Source organism: Okeania sp. SIO3I5 (assembly GCF_010672085.1).
GTDB lineage: Bacteria > Cyanobacteriota > Cyanobacteriia > Cyanobacteriales > Microcoleaceae > Trichodesmium.
The window spans coordinates 62,533-82,573 of record NZ_JAAHHT010000017.1; the positions used below are offsets into that span (position 1 = coordinate 62,533).

The window sequence follows — 20,041 nt, forward strand, 5'->3', positions numbered from 1 at the left end:
TTTTTGGGGTGTTTAAGTCGATAAAAGTAGGTTGGGTAGAACGAAGTGAAACCCAACTCATACCTTTATGCGTTAGGTTTATGTTGGGTTTCGTTACCTCAACCCAACCTACGAATACTAATTTCCTCGTAATTCTTTGAGTTTATCTAGAGAGTTTTGATACCACTTTTTATCTCCTTCTTGTTTGTGTAACTCGGCAGCTTTTTCAAAGTCTGATATGGCTTTTTCAGTATTCTTGTTACGCTTGTGAATCAGACCCCGGTTATAGTAGGGACTAGAATATTTGGGATTGAGTTGAATAGCTTGGTTATAGTTAGCGAGCGCCTTTTCATATTTTCTCTGGTTATAGTAAACAAGACCCCTGCTATTGTAAGCATGATGATATTTAGGATTGAGTTGAATAGCTTGGTTATAGTCAGCGAGCGCCTTTTCATATTCTCCCTGGTCAGAGTAAACATTACCCCTGCCATTGTAATAATCAGCGTCTTCGGGATTGATTTGAATAGCTTGGTTATAGTCAGCGAGCGCCTTTTCATATTCTCCCTGTTTTTTGTAAACAATACCTCTGTTATTGTAATAATCAGCGTCTTCGGGATTGATTTGAATAGCTTGGTTATAGTCAGCGAGCGCCTTTTCATATTCTCCTAGGTCATCGTAAGCAATACCCCTGTTATAGTAAGCGTAATGATATTCAGGATTGAGTTGAATAGCTTGGCTGTAGTCAGCGAGCGCCTTTTCATATTCTCCCTGTTTTTTGTAAACAATACCTCTGTTATTGTAATAATCAGCGTCTTCGGGATTGATTTGAATAGCTTGGTTATAGTCAGCGATCGCCTTTTCATATTTTCCCTGCTTACGGTAAACAATACCCCTGTCATTATAAGCTTTAGCCAACTTTGGATTGAGTTGAATAGCTTGGTTAAAGTCAGCGAGCGCCTTTTCATATTCTCCCTGTTTATAATGTTTAGCACCTCTATCATAGTAACTTTCAGCATCCTTGATTTGAGATGGAGTCACATTATCAACATTTTCCACAACCTCATTTTCTATAGTCGCAACAGGAGTTCCCCTCACCAAAACCTCCTCAACCTCCGGTGACACCTCCCGCAAAAAAGTCGAAATCAAAACCCCCTCCCCATCTCCACCAACTCTCGTCAACCCCACATGAATACCCACCAACTGCCCCGCCTCATTCAAAACCGCTCCCCCACTCATACCTTGATAAACATCCTCACCAGGTTCAGTAGGTTGATAATTCAAATTATTTCCTGCTCGTGGGTTAGTCACCTTAGCCGGAGTAAACTGAAAACCCTGCCTATTCTCAGCTCCAGGCCAACCCGCCACATAAACTTGATTGTCATCATCTAGCAAACTCGCCTCCCCCACTTCCGCCACCTCATAATCAGTCAGACTAGCAAACGCCACCACTGCCAAATCTTCCCGTGGGTAACGCTTGATAAATTTTAGAGGCAATACTTCTCCTGCTTCCCCTGGTTTTTCACTGCGAATAAACACCGAAAGTCCGTCATCAATATCAGAAATATGATTAGCAGTTAGCACATAATAAGTGGAATCTTTTCTACCAATAATTACTCCCGAACCTTCCGGAATATATTTATCACCTCCCGTCAAAAAACTCTCGCTGACAATCTCAACCACCGTTTGTTTTGCCAATCTATTTAAAGCAAAAGGATTTTTAGAAGTACCTGATTTTGTAGCAGTCAAAATTGGTTGTTCTGGTTGTGATGATTGTCGGTTCTCAACAGTTTTTTCACCGCAACTAACCAGGGTGAATGTTGTTAGTATAATTGTTAGTTTAATGATATATTTCATTATAGTTATTGTTTTGTTTAAAGAACCACTAGGAATCGCCAAAGATTGAAATCCTTATTAGTCGTAAGTTTATATTGGCGATCGCTTATTACTTTCCATAGCAACACCAAAACTTTATCAAAATACTCTAAATAAGTCAGGACTTACGCAAAGATACTATAGAATCCATTTAGTATCTTTTGAGGAAGTTGAGACTTGAAACCTATCATTTGACGTTTGAAACGTCTGAAACGTCTCAGTTGGCCTTTGAAACGTCTCGGTTGAGGTTTGAAACGTCTCGGTTGGCCTTTGAAACGTCTCGGTTGGCCTTTGAAACGTCTCGGTTGAGGTTTGAAACGTCTCGGTTGGCCTTTGAAACGTCTCAGTTGGGCTTTGAAACGTCTCGGTTGGGCTTTGAAAGGTCTCGGTTGGGCTTTGAAACGCCTCAGTTGAGGTTTGAAACGTCTCGGTTGGCCTTTGAAACGTCTCGGTTGAGGTTTGAAACGTCTCAGTTGAGGTTTGAAACGTCTCAGTTGAGGTTTGGGACATCTTGGTTGAGGCCTTCACAACCACTTAAACCTAAAAGTAATAAATTATAGATACCAAATGAGTATATATAATGACAATGCACCACCACCGAAACCCAGTTTCTGCCCAACATTTATTGTTAAAAAACAATTTATTCTAGTAGACTGTTTCATCTTAAATGATGCAATAGGAAATTCTCTAGAGATTGCTTTCCTGACGGAATGCTCCGCAAACACTGTCGTTCGCAATGACAATTCTAATGCACTATTTTAGGTGAAACAGTCCACTACAAATTTTGCCCTAACAATTTCTAACTTCTGATTATTCGCATCCCCAAGCACATTTATTACTTTCTTGAGTGTTAGTTTCTAGAGAATTATCTATCCATTTATTCACATTAATTGCCTGTAAATTTCCATTACTAACCAACACTTCATCTGATGAATGTCTCAGCGCTGCAACTGAGTTATATTGTAGTTCTCCAAGTTTTCTAATCATTTCTTGGGAGTCATCCCCTGGTAAAAGAGTCATCAAAACATTAGGATCGGGACAATCTGCAATATAATTATAATTTTCTTTAGAAGCACATAATACTGGCGAATTATTTGCCTTACCAGAAACAATATATTTCAAATCACCCGTATTTTGATTATCTTGAAATTTTTGAGAAACGAGAGGACAACGCTTTTCAGGAGGATACCCTTTAAAATCATCAATTTCCCAGATAATTAAAGTTCTTAAAGTAGTCTTGCCATTCCTTTGTGGCACTCGTACAATAGTAGCAGGTTTACCCTCATCAGTACCACAGAAAAAACTAGCCTTACCTCCACTTTGTTGGGCCTGACTATTTTGAATTAGACCAGAAATTACAGCTAAACTAAAGCAACCAATAGTCGCCCATTGTTTGATAAATTGAAAATTCATATATAGCACTCCTTTACTCACAAAGATATAGTAATTATATACAATTTTTTCCTCTAACTGCCGGCTCGAATTAGCGGTAGTCCTGCATAGTAATGCTAATAGGATATAGTCATCCTAAATGATTTGTGAAAAAAACTGTAGGGGTTTAGTATCTAAACCCAAGCACATAATGGATATGGAGACCAAACCCCTACGTTCATTAATGGATAATGGATAATTATCTATCCCTAAAAGGGAGAGGATTGACTAAATTACTATAGTACGGGAGCAAGATGCTCCCACTACCACCCCGCTCAAACAGAAGCATTCGCTAATTTAGCACTACTAATTTCCTCCCGAATAGACTCGTTAATTTCATCTACCAAAAACAAGCGATCGCTAATAGATAATTCCCCAATAAACTTAACTAATTCCTGCCAAGATAAACTCCCAAGTACGGGAGCAAGATGCTCCCACTACCACCCCGCTCAAACAGAAGCATTCGCTACTTTAAACACTACTAATTTCCTCCCGAATAGACTCGTTAATTTCATCTACCAAAAACAAGCGATCGCTAATAGATAATTCCCCAATAAACTTAACTAATTCCTGCCAAGATAAACTCCCAAGTACGGGAGCAAGATGCTCCCACTACCACCCCGCTCAAACAGAAGCATTCGCTACTTTAAACACTACTAATTTCCTCCCGAATCGACTTGTTAATTTCATCCACCAAAAATAAGCGATCGCTAATAGATAATTCCCCAATAAACTTAACTAATTCCTGCCAAGATAAACTCCCAAGTACGGGAGCAAGATGCTCCCACTACCACCCCGCTCAAACAGAAGCATTCGCTACTTTAGCACTACTAATTTCCTCCCGAATCGACTTGTTAATTTCATCCACCAAAAATAAGCGATCGCTAATAGATAATTCCCCAATAAACTTAACTAATTCCTGCCAAGATAAACTCCCAAGTACGGGAGCAAGATGCTCCCACTACCACCCCGCTCAAACAGAAGCATTCGCCACTTTAAACACTACTAATTTCCTCCCGAATCGACTTGTTAATTTCATCTACCAAAAACAAGCGATCGCTAATAGATAATTCCCCTATAAATTTAACTAATTCCTGCCAAGATAAACTCCCAAGTACGGGAGCAAGATGCTCCCACTACCACCCCGCTCAAACAGAAGCATTCGCTACTTTAGCACTACTAATTTCCTCCCGAATCGACTTGTTAATTTCATCTACCAAAAACAAGCGATCGCTAATAGATAATTCCCGAATAAATTCAACTAATTCCTGCCAAGATCAACTCCCCAACTCTGACTCAACATTTCCTATTTATTCAGGCAATTTTCCTGACTGCACAGTCTCTAACAAATCATTACGAAGTGCCTCTAAAAAAACACAATCATTGCCAATATCTGATGCCTCATCCTCATTTATATTATCAATTTCATCCAAACGTTTTTGATGGGTAGCAATTTGATTTTCAATTGCCTCAAGAATAAATTGCGTTGCTTTCTAAGATAGTTTTATTGTTAAATTTCCTTTCTTTGTTAATTGGGTAAAATTTAAGCATATTAAAATAATCAAATAGACATCTCCGATAATCAAAAATCAAATCAATTATCTCGCATAAATTATCAATTCTTTCCCCCTACAGAGTAGGGACGTTGCATGCAACGTCCCTACCTAGTACGGACGTTGCATAACAAAAATGCGTTTTCTTATAGGGAATGCTCCGCAAACATGTCGCAATCGCTTGTAGGGGCGAATGGCATTCGCCCTTAGATGTCAGCTATTAGCGGAAAACGTCCCTACTTTATAGTCTGTAAATCTGAAAAGTGCTGTCAAGTTCCATATAATTATGGTAAAATCTAGATTAACTGATAACTGATAACTGATAACTGAAATGACTCACGCCAAAATCAAAATAGACGTACCCCAACCCTTTCTCGATCATACTCAATTACCAGATGAAGACGGCACCTTTGTGAAAAATTTCCAGGAACATCCCCAAAGTATCCTTTTAACTGACTCCATCGGAGCAATTTTACAACAGCGACACCCAGATGGAAACTATGCCATCGGACAAGATAGTGGTATCTATTGGCGACAAACAGAACCCCCCGAAAAAGGTGCAGAAGCACCAGATTGGTTTTACGTTCCCAATGTACCACCACTATTAGACGGTGAATTTCGTCGCTCCTATTGTCTGTGGCAAGAACCCACACCCCCTTTAATTGCTATAGAATTTGCCAGTGGTGATGGAACAGAAGAATTAGACAAAACACCTTTGTCAGTTTCCGAGGATGGTGAAACAATCAAACCAGGAAAATTTTGGGTCTACGAACAGATTATCCAAATAGCTTACTACGGAATATATATCGTGAAAACAGGCAACTTAGAAATGTATCATTTAGAGAATAACTCTTATCGCCAGATGTCTCCTAATGAACGCGGTCACTATTTGATAGAACCCCTAGGAATAGAATTAGGAAAATGGGAAGGTTCCTATCAAAATCAAACTCAATTATGGTTACGCTGGTGGGACTCTGAAGGTAACTTGTTATTAACAGGAGCAGAAGGAAAAGAAATAGAAAAAGCTCGTGGCGATCGCCTTGCCAACCAATTAGAACAAGCAGACCAACGGGCAGAACAAGCAGACCAACGGGCAGAACAAGAACGCCAACGGGCAGAACAAGCAAACCAACGGGTAGAGCAAACAGAACAAAGACTAAGAAATGCTATTCCTCAATTATTAGCAATGGGAATGAGTGTGGAACAAGTAGCACAAACTCTGGGTTTAAATGTTGACGAAGTGATGAATAATGAATAATTAATAATTAATAATTAATAATTAACAGGACTTAGGCAGAACCACCATATATAGTAGGGGCGAACGGCCGTTCGCCCCTACAGATAGTATTTTCTCTGATATTTTGCGTAAGTCCTGAATTAAATAATTCTTGCATTATTAATTGTTAATTGTTAATTATTAATTGTTGAAACATCCAAACCAGAAACCGGGTTTATAATCCTGATGATTGTTTTTCACTCTCACGAAATTTGATGGGATCATTAGTATTCCTGCATCTTGAGCGGAAAGTAATTAATCAGTTTAGTAGGGTGCGTTAGACGGCTAAAATTTCGACTGTGAAAAGCATTTGAAAATCCGTCGTAACGCACCATTTTAGATGGCGCTGCGTTAATGAAATGTAACGCACCCTACTGGTACTTCCTTAATTTAATCTAACTGTTCCTCCCCAATATCGCTAATTGGAGCAGGTGCAGCGAAAGGCGATCGCAACTCTTCTACCATCTCTTGTATTTCCAATGGTGGAGGATCTGTCATCCGAGATACTACGAAAGTCACAACAAAATTCAATAACATTGCTACTGTACCGAACGCTTGATCGGACAACCCCAAAAACCATGTCGGCATTCCATAGAATCTTACACCAACAATATAGATAGTTATGGATACTAAACCAACGATCATACCACTTATGGCTCCTTCCCGGTTAGTTCGCTTATCAAAAATTCCCAAAATAATTGCTGGAAAAAAAGTAGCAGTACTCACACCAATTCCCAAAATTGCTATCTCAATTACAAAACCGGGGGGATTGATGCCGAAATAACCAGCAAAGGCGATCGCCAATACTACCATTATTCTGCCGAGCATTAATCTTTGTGACTCTGATGCTTCTGGGTTAATTAGGCGGTAGTAAATATCGTGAGCAATGGCACTAGAAATTACTAATAACAAACCCGATGCAGTAGACAATGCAGCAGCTAATCCTCCTGTTGCTACTACAGCAATTACCCAAGGAGCGAGTTTTGCTACTTCTGGTGTAGAAAGAGTGATAATATCCGGATCGAGAATGATTTCATTAGTCTCTGTATCTGGAGTCAACTGCAAACTACCGTCATTATTTTTATCACTGAATTCTAACAAACCTGTATTTTGCCACTTTGTCGCCCAGTCTAACTGTTGCACTTCCTCTACAGTTTTGTTGTGTAAACTATCAATTAAGTTGTATCGCGCAGAAACAGCTAAAGTGGGAACGGTTGTCGAAAAAACGGCAATAAACAATAATGCCCAAGCTACAGAATACCTAGCTGCTGTCACGTTAGGCACAGTATAGAAACGAACAATAACGTGGGGTAAACTAGCAACACCAACCATGCCAGAAATACTTATGCATAAAAAATCTAGCATGGTTGTTTTGGTGAAAGCAACAGTATATTCGGGAAAACCTAAGTCAACCTGAACTTGATTGAGTTTTTCTACAATATCACCAAAGGTAAAAGCGAATTGTGGGAGCGGAATATTTGTCAGAATATTGCTAATAGCAATAGCTGGAATCAAATAAGCAACAATAAGTATAAAATATTGAGCAACCTGAGTCCAAGTAATGCCTTTCATCCCTCCTAAGATTGCGAAGAAGGCAACTATAACCATACCGATGACAACACCAACTTCAATGGGGACTCCCAAAAATCGACTGAAGACAATACCTACACCTCGCATTTGTCCGACAACAAAAGTTATAGATATAATCAGGGCAGCAATAACCGCAACGATCCGAGCAATATTAGAGTAGTAGCGATCGCCTATAAAATCTGGTAAAGTATATTTACCAAACTTTCGCAGATATGGAGCAAGCAGTAATCCCAAGAGTATATAACCTCCTGTTGCTGCTAATACATAATAAGAACCATCATAACCTAAAGTTGACAGTGCTCCTGCCATAGAAATAAATGAAATTGCAGACATAAAGTCCGCTGCTGTGGCAGCACCATTAGCAATTGCAGGTACACCTCGATCTGCGACGAAAAAACCTTGACTATCTTGGACGCGCGATCGCCATCCAATGTACAGGTAAAGCATTAAGGAAATTGTTACGAAAATAAATGTCCAAATTTCTGTATTCATCATAAATAGTGGTTGTACGGGTTATAGGAAGAAGGAGTCTGGTAGTGGATTGTTTCACCTAAAATAGTGCATTAGAATTGTCATTGCGAACGGCAGTGTTTGCGGAGCATTCCGTCAGGAAAGCAATCTCAGGCCAATTTCCTATTGCATCATTTAAGATGAAACAGTCCAGTAGGGTGTGTTAGCGTTTGCGCAGCATTCCGCAGGAAAGCGTAACGCACCGTTTTTTGAGGAAAGCGGAACTCACTGCATATAGATTTGCATTTTCAAGTCCCATTATTTATTTCCGATAAAATTTGTACAATTTTCGGTTTTAAGTCTGGTAAGTTATATTCTACTACATTCCAAACTTCGTCCAAGTTTATTCCAGCATAGTTATGAATCAAGACATCTCGAAATCCAGCAATTCTTCGCCAGGGAATATCTGAATAACTTTGTCTTAATTCGGGAGAAAGCAATTTGACTGCTTCTCCTATCACTTCAAAACAGCGAATCACTCCATCTTGAATCAAAGATGATTGTAAAAATTCTGTTTTTCCTCCTTTTGTGTAAACCTCAATGCGACTGAGGCGATCGAGGATATCTTGTAAATACACTTTATCATCTGTCATAGGGGTATCGCCTGGCTCATAATTCTTTCTCGGAAAGACTCGCGTAATCCTTTAACAGTTGCCACATCTACTTTTCGCCCCAAAAGATCTTCTAAATCTTGAATTAAACCAATACGATCTAGTAAACTGCGCTCGCTTTCCATATCCACAAGAAAATCTATATCGCTATCTTCTCGCTCTTCATCTCGTGCAACTGAACCAAATATTCGGATATTCGATGCTCCATGTTGAGCAGCTAGGTTGAGAATTTCTTCCCGCTTTTGTTGTAGAATCTCTCTAATTTTCATAGTTTAAATAGGGATTTGATTTTTCTAGTAATTATACCATATTGAGATTTGCTTGACTCTTTCTGTAATACCAATTTGTTAAAGCTCTCTACTTAGTTATATCCCCCCAACTCCCCTTGGTAAGGGGGACTTAAGAATTAAGATTCATGTTGTAACTTTATTAATTGGACTTACGCAAAGAAACCCGGTTTCTACGCTAAATCATTGTTTCTGACAATAAATATATACGAGAAACCGGGTTTCTGGGTTCCTCTACGTAAGTCCTGATTAAAATGGTATAATATAAAATCGGGATAATTACTATATCCAAGTCATTGCGCCTTACACTCCGTGGAAGGAAGCAATCTCAGGGTTTTAGGAGATTACTTCCTATCGTCGCAATGACGACTATTCAATTGGATTCTATATAATATTCCCTGAGTACACGTGGCACACTATAGAGATTTTCTTGTTTTTCGATGAGGGAACGTCGATACAAAGATTGTAATGTGTTGAGTAAATCTGATGGTGATGTTTGTGTAGTTTCTAGCAGTTGCGCCAGACTAATAGGTTGATTTTTTGTTGCTAAGAGTGACAGAGTTTGTTTTTCTGGTTGGGAGAGGCGATCGCTTTGTTGTTGTAAATTATCTTTTAAATCTTCTGGTAATAAAATTGCATCATCGGGCAATAACTCAATCAAATTTTCTTCCAATTCCTGAATTTGAGTTGCCACACTTTTTAACCATGAAGGGTTGCCTTGATAGAGGTGAATGAGTTTTTCCGAATTGTCAATTTCTGTTAAACCATAATCTCTGAGTATTTCTCTGGCGCTGGCGACATCTAAACCAGTCAGTTGCAAAATAGGAATGGGAATTTTTTTGCTTTTGAGTTGGAGCAGTTTAATGGGTTGTTCCCAACCTATTAATAGCAGGCAACTTTGATGGGATAATTTTTCTATCTGTTTGAAAAAGGAGTCATATTCTTCGTATCCTGGTTTGTACTTTCCAGCTAATTCTCTACTGCTGAAAAGGTGATGAATGTCATCCAAGACAACTAAGCAGCGATGCTTTTGTAAATATTTGATTAGGGGTAATGGTTTTTGTCTGTTTTCCAGTGAGTTTTGTGGTTGAGACTGGGAGAACAAGTGAACTAAGTCAGCTTGAAATTCGGCAAAAGTGGGAGATGTTTCGAGACTGCGCCAAATTACATAGTCAAAATTATCTTTTATTTGTTGAACGAGTTTGACTGCTAATGTGGTTTTGCCGATACCGATGATACCCGTAAGTGCGATGAGGCGACAATGTTGTTCTGAAATCCAGGTGGTTAGGGTTTCAAGTTCGGTGGTGCGGTTGTAGAAGTCGCCTAATTCTGGCATTTCGTCTAAGTCTTGATGTCGCGTTGCGGGTTGTGTGGGGTGAGGTGTTTGTTGGTTAGGTTGGTGTGAGTTTAGTGTGTCTAGGGAGTGTCTTTCTTTTTCACAGATGTTGAAACTACCGCTCACATTTTCTGCAAAGTTTAAAATATTAGAGTTATGAAACCTCTCCATTGCCGAACGAAAATTTGATTTATTGACATCTTCCCCTAATTCCTCCGAAATAATTTTCCATAATTCTGCACCCACACCTCTAATGCAACTTTCAGAGTAGTCAAAATCTTCAGCTATTTGCCTGTATCTTTTGCGTTTTAGAGTTCCTTGCAATACCGCTTTTTGTAAATCATCTAAATGTTGGCCTGTTTTTTCAAAGACTATTTTATCGGCAATTTTTAAGGCTTCTTCTAGACTCATGGGGTTAGGGGATAGGATTTTATTTGTATTATTATTATTGACATTTAAAAACAGTTTAGTACATTTTCAACATTTTTGCACAAAAGTAGATGAAATTAAAACAAAATATGGACAGAGCTAAATAATTTTTCACTAGGCAAAGCGTTAGTATGTGGGTATTAAAAAAAATTCCAACTTGAAATGAAATAAAAGTAAAGTAGTAATTTTATGCTCAACAATTTAACTCGTTTTTTCCAGGCTATTGTGGCCACATTTACAGCTATTTTTAGTTATATTGGGACTGCCAGTGCAGCAGTTACAGGTGTTTTTAGTTTTATTGGTGGTCTTATTAGTAGTCTTATTAGTGGTCTTATTGGTGGTCTTGGGAATGCTGCAACGCAAAACACTGACTTCTTAATAGGTCTAGCTATTATAGGAGGATTTATATATGCTGTTATTGTACTCCGCTCAAAAGAGGGTACTTTAGCAACTAAAGCAACGAATATTGCGATAGTATTTAGTGGTATATTTGCTGGTATTATGACAGGGGCTGAAATTTCAAACAGCAATTCATCAAACGACAATGTTTCCACAATTCTTGTTTATTTGGCAGATATTTATATTTATTAGTAGTCTTGGGGGGTCTGCAATACAAAACTATGAATTGATGATAAATTTAGCTATTATGGCAACATTCATATTTGTTTTGGTATTATGGCAGCGACTCAAATTTCAAGCAGTAGTTTATAGATAAATAGCCTTAGTTTTTTCTAGAAAGTACAAAATGAAAAAGATAGAATTAGTTTCTAGGGTAATAGTATTTTTAGTATTAGTAATTGTTGTTACGTTTTACTTTAGAGAATACAGCTTGGATAGATACAATCAAGGAATACTACTAGATAAAAAAGAATATATTTCAAACTTCGATGAATATAAAAATGAACTATTAAGTTCAAAAGAAAATTTCAGCTTACCTTACTCACTCACTGGCAGTTTTATAGCCTTACTAATCATTGTTGGCGGATATGAATTAATTGTTTTTATTGTTAGCCTTTTTATAAAATTTATGGTTAATAATAGAAATAAAATAGATATTGAAAAAAAATTATAGTGTGTAGGTATTCAGATTGTAGGTTGGGTTAAGCGACAGCGCAACCCAACAAAAACCTACACTGTATATCTATTATGTTGGGTTTATCCGTAGGATAAGCTCCGCTAACGTTCCTCAACCCAACCTAGATGAGTAGCGATCGCTCTTGTAGAGTGCGTTACATTTCATTAACGCACCACCCTTGATTTTGGGTGCGTTACGCTGGCGCTAACACACCCTACTAGACTTCTTCCTTCTCTAACAGGACTTACGAAAATGTCGAACTATACGTTATTTGTAGGGGCGATTCGTGTTTGCGCAGCATTCCGCAGGAAATCGCCCCTACAATATGTGGTGCTTATGCGTAAGTCCTGTCTAAATTAATCTAACTCCTCTTCCCCAATATTGCTAATTGCAGTTGATTTTCGGTGTGTTACTTAATCTGTGCATCCGTGCCATAATCTGTGTGAGCGCCTCAACCCAACCTAGATGAGTAGCGATCGCTCTTTTAGAGTGCGTTACATTTCATTAACGCACCACCCTTAATTTTGGGTGCGTTACGCTGGCGCTTTTCATGTCGCGGAGCAAAACACACCCTACTGGACTATATTGTATTGGATTTCGTTCCTCACAATTTTGCTGCTGAAATGGCAACCGATCGCCCTACCCAAATGAAAACTGCTGCAACAACCAACCCCTACCTGTGCTTGGTCTTCCGTGCGACTGCGACTTAAAGCAGTTTCCAATGTGGCGATACTCAACCCTGATAAAACTAACGACTCTCTAATACGTTTGCTACCATTATTATCGATAATAGCAAAAGCAATAATTTCTGCTTTTTGTACACCCACCACCCAATATTCTGCCACCTGTATTTCCTCATAAAGCAACCTTTTCTGACCAATATCATCAGCTAAAGTAGAGTCAGCAATTTCTATCACTAAATCTGGTGGTGGCGTAGTATCAAGATTAGCAATAGCAGTTCCATTTGGATCTAACCGCGCACGTTCCCCAATATAATAAGAGATATCTGGTTGACATTCTCTGACTCCTACCATCCTATAACTACAATTATCTAAACTATTGAAAGCAAGACTTTTGAGAGTGCAAAAAAGATTAATTGCAAATAGAATAGTTGCATTATCTCTGGAATGATCAGGTCCTATTGGCACAGTTTCAATTCTGATCCGCTCATTATGGTAATAGCACTTAGCTTTTTGATAGACATGGTTTTCCGTCATCTCGATAAACTCATCCCAAGTAGCTATTACCCATGTATTTGTTGGTAGTTTTGTCTGGATCATTAATTCACCGAAGTCATTTCAGTCAGGACTTACGCAAAATACCAAATTATAAACCTTATGTAGGGTGTAGGGGCGAATGGCATTCGCCCTCTACTAGATATAGTGGTTCTGCGTAAGTCCTGTTCAGTTATCAGTTATCAGTTATCAGTAATAAGCGTAGGTTGGGTTTCGGTTCCTCAACCCAACCTAGATTCTAGCTCTACTTATGATAGCTGATAGCCATTTTAATCCAACTCTTCCTCCCCAATATCGCTAATGGGAACAGGTACAGCTACAGGCGATCGCAAATCTTCTACCATTTCTTGTATTTCCAAAGGTGGAGGAGGTGTCATCCGAGACACAACCAAAGTCACAATAAAATTCAGCACCATTCCCACAGTACCAATACCTTCAGCAGAAACGCCGAAAAACCATGTTGGCATTCCGGCAAATTTGACACCTATAATATAGATAGTAGTAAACAATAAACCCACTACCATTCCAGCGATCGCTCCTTCCCGGTTAGTGCGTTTATCAAATACACCTAAAATTATCGCCGGGAAAAAACTAGCAGCAGCTAAACCAAAAGCAAAAGCTACCACCTGAGCAACAAACCCTGGTGGATTCACTCCAAAATAACCAGCAATGGCAATAGCAAACCCTACCATGATCCGCCCTACCATTAACCGTCGCGACTCGGATGCTCCTGGATCTATCATCCGATAATAAACGTCATGGGCAATGGAACTAGAAATTACCAACAACAAACCTGATGCTGTAGACAAAGCAGCAGCTAATCCTCCTGCTGCCACTAACGCAATTACCCAAGGAGCAAGTTTAGCTACTTCGGGAGTAGACAAAACAATAATATCCCGGTCGATCTTAATTTCATTAGTCTCTTTATCTGGGGTTAGTTGAAAGCGACCGTCATTATTTTTATCGCTGAATTCTAACAACCCCGTATTTTCCCATTTAGTCGCCCAGTCTAACTGTTGCACTTCTTCCACAGTTTTGTTGTGCAAACTATCAATTAAGTTGTATCGGGCAAAAGTAGCTAAAGCAGGAGCAGTTGTATACAAAATAGCAATAAACAATAATGCCCAACCAGCAGAATATCTCGCTGCCCTTACATTAGGCACCGTGTAGAAACGAACAATAACATGGGGTAAACCAGCAGTTCCTACCATCAACGCAATAGTGATAAACAAAACATCCAGCATAGTTTTGTTAGTAAAAGCAGCGCTGTATTCTTGGAAACCCAACTCTACCTGAACCTGATTTAATTTTTCGACAATATCGCTGAAAGTAAAAGCAAATTGAGGAATGGGAATACCCGTAATCTTTGTCGCAATAGCAATAGCTGGAATCAGATAAGCAACAATGAGTACAGAATATTGGGCAACCTGAGTCCAAGTGATGCCTTTCATCCCACCTAAGATGGCAAAGAAGGCAACAATAATCATCCCAATAACAACGCCAGTACCAATATCAACTTGCAAAAACCGACTGAAAACAATACCGACACCGCGCATTTGCCCAGCAACGTAAGTCATGGATACAAAGATAGCAGCGATAACTGCAACTATGCGGGCAATATTCGAGTAGTAGCGATCGCCTACAAAGTCGGGTACTGTATATTTACCAAACTTCCGCAGGTACGGAGCAAGTAGTAGTGCTAATAGTACATAACCGCCAGTCCATCCCATCAGATAGATCGAACCATCGTAACCCAAAAAAGAAATTAACCCCGCCATTGAAATAAATGAGGCAGCAGACATCCAGTCAGCTCCAGTAGCAGCACCATTAGCAATAGCAGGTACACCTTGATCGGCGACAAAAAAACCTTTACTATCTTTGACTCGCGATCGCCATCCAATGTACAGATAACCCATGAAGGAAATTGTCACCAGTATAAATGTCCAGACTTCTGCACTCATTTAATCTCTCCCATCAGTATTAGATTTTTTATCAAGTTTGTCCATGTTGTATTTTTTATCAAGTTTATCCATTTGAATGGCATAAGTAAAAATCAAGATTACAAACACATAAATTGAACCTTGTTGTGCCATCCAAAAACCCAAAGGGACACCAAAGAATTGAATAGTATTTAAGGGTTGAACTAATAAAATGCTAAAAACAATTGAAACTAAACCCCAAACTATTAGCAAGTTTCTGATTAGTGCTGTATTAGCACGCCAGTATGCTCGACGTTGTTCTTCGTTCATTTTTTCAGTTTTTGATTGATAATAGATATTTTTATCAGATTTTCTACCCAAAATCTGAATTACAGCGGTTTTCATTTCAGTAAACCACAGTAGGGACGTTCCATGAAACGTCCCTACTAGGTTTGAAATGTGAATATGTGGTTCATCAATCTGAAAAGTGCTGTAATTGGACGATATTGCTAATGTCAGAAGTTATCTGATCAAAAGCTCTATGTTTATAACTTATGACTATTAAATAATGACTTATGACTAATAAATAGCTCTTGCAAAAATCTTTCAATAAGTATATATTTTCTATATCTATATATGTATAGGTATAGCAATCGAAGCAAAGGTTAGGACATTTTTAAGGAAGTCACATTACTGAGGAGTAAGGAGTAAGGAGTCGTAGGGGCGAGCAAGCGAATCGCCCGTACAGGAGTAAGAAAGGAAATGAAAATGCATAAATTTTTAAATTCGTATTCATGCTTAACATATTTTAGTTGAGGAAGTAATTTTGCGATTACTGTATAACCGGATTTTATATTAGACCTAATTATTTTGATAAATGCTCAAATGAGCGTCAGGGATTACTTCTAAATTCTAAATTCTAATGCTATATAAATAACTTAGGGAGGAGTCAGGAGAGAGAAGTTGTGGAAAAAAGAATATATCAGGAGGAGTGGTAGGAGAAAGTTTTTTTATCACGAATTAAGCAGATGATGATATTACTTCTAAATTCTAAAAAATTCTAAATTCTAAATTCTAAATTCTAAATATGTCACTCTATAACCATGATAAACTTAAGTCTGAACTTAACCAAAGAGGTTGGCGTTTAACTCCTCAAAGGGAAACTATCCTGCAAGTGCTTCAAGGTCTTCCTAAAGGCCAACACTTAAGTGCAGAAGAAATATATAATATGTTGGTACATCAACAGGAACAAATTAGTTTATCTACCGTTTATCGAACCCTACATTTGTTGACAAAAGTTGGTATTTTAAGGGAACTAGAATTAGCTGAAGGACATAAACATTATGAGATAAACACCCCCAACCTTCGTAAACATCACCATTTAGTCTGTCTTCAATGTCATAAAACCTTTGAGTTTAATGATGATTCCATACTGAAAATAAGTCATAAGCAAGCTCAAAAAGAAGGTGTTGAAATGTTAGACTGTCAACTAACAGTTCATACTATTTGTATAGAAGCTTTACGAAAAGGTTGGCCTGCTTTAGTAGCTAGCAATTGGTCTTGCCCAAGAACTAACTTAGAAATCAACTCTAACTCAAATCATCAAAAGGCAACTTTGGAGGAGGAGGAGGAACTACCAAACGCTCAACAACAGCTTTATGACTCTCCCGGTTAGTTTGGACTTCTGCAGCGATCGCCTCAAACTTAACTTCCAAACAACCATAAGCAATCTCCAATTCTGTAATTGCCTCTACTTCCCCCATTCCATTCGGAATAAAATCAGTTAACCAACGTGGCCCAGTTACTACTGTTTGAGCTTGGCGATCGTAAACCCAAATCTTAACATAAATCCTCGGCAAACCTTCTGGTAATTTCACCCTAACTTTTACCTCTCGTCCCGCAATGACATCCTTAGCTAGAACTTCTAAATTAGGAACTGGTAATGGTTGTTCATCAGGTAGAATATAACTTTGTGTCGAAATTGATTCATCCTGCTGTTGAGAAATATTTCCTATACCAAAATTCCATTGTTTATTTTGGTTTGAAATTTCTTCTACTGGTTCATCTTCCACCACAAATTCTTGCGCTTCCCAATTAATTTCATCATCATTGTCACTAGCAAATTCCTCATCATCAATCATGACACTTATAGAATCATTATCCTGTAATTTTTCTATTTCAATTTTCTGCTTAGACTCTGATTTATTCTCTAATTCTGTACCCTTATCTTTTTCCTGAATTGGTTGCAAAGCAGAAGCTTTCATCCATTGCAATAATTCAGAATCATTGCTCAAAGAATAAGCCTTTGAAAAGAATCTATCCTCTAATTTCAAAGCCTTAAAATCCTTATTTGCAGGAGTAAATTTTGTGGGAAAAGGTACAAGATTTTGCTTAGTATTAGATGCTTCTTCTTGGTTAACAGTTTCTAACTCTAACTTTTCTATTTCTGCCTGTGAACTTTTGTCTTCTTCAGGCCGATCTGAATCTCTCCAAACATCATCTACCTCATCTGAATTTGTGATAGAATTCGATTTTTTTAACAAATCATCAATCCGATTTGCATTTTTAGCCACATTATCCGGTAGTGGATTTCCAAATGTTGGTAATTTTAATGATTCGGAATCTGAATCACCTGTAATAGGTTTATATATTTGTGGTGGTAAAGGTTGTTCTTGATCTGTTTTTTGCTCTGGTTGAGTCTGATTAATTTTATCAACTAATTCTAGAAAAGAAGGAGTTTTTTGCTCTGACTTTCTTGCTGTCAAACTTATTTTCGGAGGCGCCATTTCCTGATGCTCATCTTCAACAAAATTATCATCAATTGCAGCTAACCAATTCTGAAGTGGAGCTGTAATTGTAAAAGATTTATTAGCTAGAATGTTCTTAATATCTGTGAGAATAATTTCTCCTAATATTAGATTAGTTTTAATTTTTTCCGGCAGATTAATTGTACAGGCAAATATAATAGGTGGTGCTTGATCTGGTAGAGTTTGCTGTACTTCTATTAAAATTTCTGAAGTTTGAGGATTACGCAAACAAATGTTTAAGTTTCCATTGACTATGGAAGTATTATTTCCTTTTAAATTATTATCTAAGGGCAGATTATTCAAACTTTCATTAGATAGAATATTCTGATTTTGATTGTCTAGAATTATCTGCCCAGATATAATTAATGCTTCTCCTGGTTGAGCAATATAAGATGCTCGATCTAATGTTAGCTCTAAAGGAAAATATACAGTATAGTTAGTTTGGGTATTAATATCTATATCTGTTTCTCGAAGTTGCTGAACTTGACCCAATATTAATGAGTTATCGAGCGGAGTTTCAGTTATTTCTGTTAGTTTATTCTCTAGATTTTTGACTTCTTGGTTTTGACTTGAAATATTTGGCTTCTCTTGTTCATCACGACCTAGTAAATCAGTGATATTTTCCTCTTCAGATAATGCTTTTGATTCTTCTTGAATCTCACTATCTAATAATTCTATTTCATCTGATTTAATTTCCTCAATTTTTGACAATTCAGGATTATCTCTTTCTGTATTTTCCTCTCCGTTAACTGTGACTTCATTTGTGTCTACTTGACCAGAAACCAACCATCTATCTTCTAGTTTCTTCTCGAGATTTTTTACGTCTTGGTTTTGACTTTGAATATTTTGCTTCTCTTGTTCATCACGACCTAGTAAATCAGTGATATTTTCCCTCATCTCTGATTCTTCCGATAATGCTTTTGATTCTTCTTGAATCTCACCATCTAATAATTCTCTTTCATCTGATTTAATTTCCTCAATTTTTGACAATTCAGGATTATTTTTTACTATATTTTTCTCTCGGTTAACTGTGACTTCATTTGTGTCTACTTGACCAGAAAAAAGCGATATATTTTCTAGTTTATTCTCTAGATTTTTGACTTCTTGGTTTTGACTTGAAATATTTGGCTTCTCTTGTTCATCACGACCTAGTAAATCAGTTATATTTTCCCTCATCTCTGATTCTTCCGATAATGCTTTTGATTCTTCTTGAATCTCACCATCTAATAATTCTCTTTCATCTGATTTAATTACTTCAATTTTTGGCAATTCAGAATTATTTTTGACTATATTTTCCTCTCGATTAACTATTACTTCACTTGTGTCTACTTGACCAGAAACAAACCATCTATCTTCTAGTTTATTCTCGAGATTTTTGACTTCTTGATTTTGACCTTGAAGATTTGGCTTCTCTTGTTCATCACGACCTAGTAAATCAGTGATATTTTCCTCTTCAGATAATGCTTTTGATTCTTCTTGAATCTCACCATCTAATAATTCTCTTTCATCTGATTTAACTACCTCAATTTTTGACAATTCCGGATTATCTCTTTCTGTATTTTCCTCTCCGTTAACTGTTACTTCATTTGTGTCTACTTGACCAGAAACAAACCATCTATCTTCTAGTTTATTCTCGAGATTTTTGACTTCTTGATTTTGACCTTGAAGATTTGGCTTCTCTTGTTCATCACGACCTAGTAAATCAGTGATATTTTCCTCTTCAGATAATGCTTTTGATTCTTCTTGAATCTCACCATCTAATAATTCTCTTTCATCTGATTTAATTTCCTCAATTTTTGACAATTCAGAATTATTTTTTACTATATTTTTCTCTCGGTTAACTGTTACTTCATTTGTGTCTACTTGACCAGAAACAAACCATCTATCTTCTAGTTTATTCTCGAGATTTTTTACGTCTTGGTTTTGACCTTGAATATTTGGCTTCTCTTGTTCATCACTACTTAGTAAATCAGTGATATTTTCCCTCATCTCTGATTCTTCTTTAATCTCACCATCTAATAATTCTCTTTCATCTGATTTAACTACCTCAATTTTTGACAATTCCGGATTATTTTTGACTATATTTTCCTCTCGGTTAACTGTTACTTCATTTGTGTCTACTTGACCAGAA

Annotated in this window: 18 protein-coding genes; 7 read left to right on the top strand and 11 right to left on the bottom strand. The window is 37.6% G+C overall.

Going from position 1 to position 20,041, the window contains the following annotated elements; genetic code table 11:
* Nucleotides 1-117: 117 nt before the first annotated feature.
* Nucleotides 118-1,833, bottom strand: a complete 1,716-nt coding sequence (locus F6K40_RS06050) for a tetratricopeptide repeat protein (RefSeq protein ID WP_293132799.1) — start codon at nt 1,831-1,833, stop codon at nt 118-120.
* A 188-nt stretch (nt 1,834-2,021) separates the two neighbouring features.
* Here F6K40_RS06050 and F6K40_RS06055 point away from each other — a divergent pair, with 188 nt between their 5' ends.
* Together F6K40_RS06055 and F6K40_RS06060 are read left to right on the top strand one after the other, a co-directional pair.
* Entirely contained in the window at nt 2,022-2,411 is a 390-nt protein-coding gene (locus F6K40_RS06055; protein WP_293132802.1) for a hypothetical protein, read from the top strand.
* 7 nt (nt 2,412-2,418) lie between these two features.
* Nucleotides 2,419-2,613 carry a hypothetical protein gene (locus F6K40_RS06060; protein ID WP_293132805.1) on the top strand — a complete coding sequence of 65 codons (195 nt, stop codon included), beginning with the start codon at nt 2,419-2,421 and terminating at the stop codon, nt 2,611-2,613.
* A gap of 48 nt (nt 2,614-2,661) precedes the next feature.
* Here F6K40_RS06060 and F6K40_RS06065 read toward each other — a convergent pair whose 3' ends face one another.
* Nucleotides 2,662-3,264 (bottom strand): COP23 domain-containing protein, encoded by a 603-nt coding sequence (locus tag F6K40_RS06065; RefSeq protein ID WP_293132807.1) that lies wholly within the window; start codon nt 3,262-3,264, stop codon nt 2,662-2,664.
* Between the two features lie 695 nt (nt 3,265-3,959).
* Between F6K40_RS06065 and F6K40_RS06070 the strand changes: the two genes are divergently transcribed.
* Nucleotides 3,960-4,352 carry a hypothetical protein gene (locus tag F6K40_RS06070; RefSeq protein ID WP_293132809.1) on the top strand — a complete coding sequence of 131 codons (393 nt, stop codon included), beginning with the start codon at nt 3,960-3,962 and terminating at the stop codon, nt 4,350-4,352.
* Between the two features lie 240 nt (nt 4,353-4,592).
* Here the strand turns inward: F6K40_RS06070 and F6K40_RS06075 are convergent, their stop codons facing one another.
* A complete protein-coding gene (locus F6K40_RS06075) occupies nt 4,593-4,715 on the bottom strand; it encodes a hypothetical protein (RefSeq protein ID WP_293132811.1) in 123 nt (40 codons plus the stop codon).
* 451 nt (nt 4,716-5,166) lie between these two features.
* Here F6K40_RS06075 and F6K40_RS06080 point away from each other — a divergent pair, with 451 nt between their 5' ends.
* Complete coding sequence (locus tag F6K40_RS06080; protein ID WP_293132814.1) at nt 5,167-6,093, top strand: Uma2 family endonuclease; 927 nt, start codon at nt 5,167-5,169, stop codon at nt 6,091-6,093.
* Between the two features lie 408 nt (nt 6,094-6,501).
* On the opposite strand, the gene F6K40_RS06085 is transcribed toward F6K40_RS06080, so the two are convergent.
* The 4 genes from F6K40_RS06085 to F6K40_RS06100 all read right to left on the bottom strand — a co-directional run bounded on the left by F6K40_RS06085 (nt 6,502) and on the right by F6K40_RS06100 (nt 10,856).
* Nucleotides 6,502-8,196, bottom strand: a complete 1,695-nt coding sequence (locus F6K40_RS06085) for a sodium:solute symporter family protein (RefSeq protein ID WP_365670343.1) — start codon at nt 8,194-8,196, stop codon at nt 6,502-6,504.
* Nucleotides 8,197-8,459: 263 nt separating this feature from the next.
* On the bottom strand, nt 8,460-8,804 hold the full coding sequence (locus tag F6K40_RS06090; protein WP_293132817.1) for a HepT-like ribonuclease domain-containing protein: 345 nt from the start codon (nt 8,802-8,804) through the stop codon (nt 8,460-8,462).
* Nucleotides 8,801-9,091, bottom strand: a complete 291-nt coding sequence (locus F6K40_RS06095) for a nucleotidyltransferase family protein (RefSeq protein WP_293132820.1) — start codon at nt 9,089-9,091, stop codon at nt 8,801-8,803. Before F6K40_RS06095 ends, F6K40_RS06090 begins: the two co-directional genes overlap by 4 nt.
* A 391-nt stretch (nt 9,092-9,482) precedes the next feature.
* Nucleotides 9,483-10,856: a helix-turn-helix domain-containing protein gene (locus F6K40_RS06100; protein ID WP_293132823.1), complete on the bottom strand. Its 1,374-nt coding sequence runs from the start codon at nt 10,854-10,856 to the stop codon at nt 9,483-9,485.
* Nucleotides 10,857-11,063: 207 nt separating this feature from the next.
* Between F6K40_RS06100 and F6K40_RS06105 the strand changes: the two genes are divergently transcribed.
* Nucleotides 11,064-11,465, top strand: coding sequence for a hypothetical protein (locus F6K40_RS06105; RefSeq protein ID WP_293132826.1), 402 nt, complete (start codon nt 11,064-11,066; stop codon nt 11,463-11,465).
* A 154-nt stretch (nt 11,466-11,619) separates the two neighbouring features.
* On the top strand, nt 11,620-11,946 hold the full coding sequence (locus F6K40_RS06110; RefSeq protein ID WP_293132829.1) for a hypothetical protein: 327 nt from the start codon (nt 11,620-11,622) through the stop codon (nt 11,944-11,946).
* Nucleotides 11,947-12,521: 575 nt separating this feature from the next.
* Here the strand turns inward: F6K40_RS06110 and F6K40_RS06115 are convergent.
* The 3 genes from F6K40_RS06115 to F6K40_RS06125 form a co-directional block, all read right to left on the bottom strand.
* Nucleotides 12,522-13,229, bottom strand: a complete 708-nt coding sequence (locus tag F6K40_RS06115) for a Uma2 family endonuclease (protein WP_293132831.1) — start codon at nt 13,227-13,229, stop codon at nt 12,522-12,524.
* Between the two features lie 224 nt (nt 13,230-13,453).
* The gene (locus tag F6K40_RS06120) at nt 13,454-15,145 is read right to left on the bottom strand and encodes a sodium:solute symporter family protein (protein WP_293132834.1); all 1,692 of its coding nucleotides are present in this window, start codon (nt 15,143-15,145) and stop codon (nt 13,454-13,456) included.
* Complete coding sequence (locus tag F6K40_RS06125; RefSeq protein WP_293132837.1) at nt 15,146-15,508, bottom strand: DUF4212 domain-containing protein; 363 nt, start codon at nt 15,506-15,508, stop codon at nt 15,146-15,148. It abuts the gene before it with no gap.
* 682 nt (nt 15,509-16,190) lie between these two features.
* Between F6K40_RS06125 and F6K40_RS06130 the strand changes: the two genes are divergently transcribed.
* Nucleotides 16,191-16,778 carry a Fur family transcriptional regulator gene (locus F6K40_RS06130; RefSeq protein ID WP_293132840.1) on the top strand — a complete coding sequence of 196 codons (588 nt, stop codon included), beginning with the start codon at nt 16,191-16,193 and terminating at the stop codon, nt 16,776-16,778.
* On the opposite strand, the gene F6K40_RS06135 is transcribed toward F6K40_RS06130, so the two are convergent.
* Nucleotides 16,693-20,041: hypothetical protein (locus F6K40_RS06135; RefSeq protein WP_293132843.1), on the bottom strand; the 3,349-nt coding region annotated here is incomplete at its 5' end. The two genes, F6K40_RS06130 and F6K40_RS06135, sit on opposite strands and share 86 nt — an antisense overlap.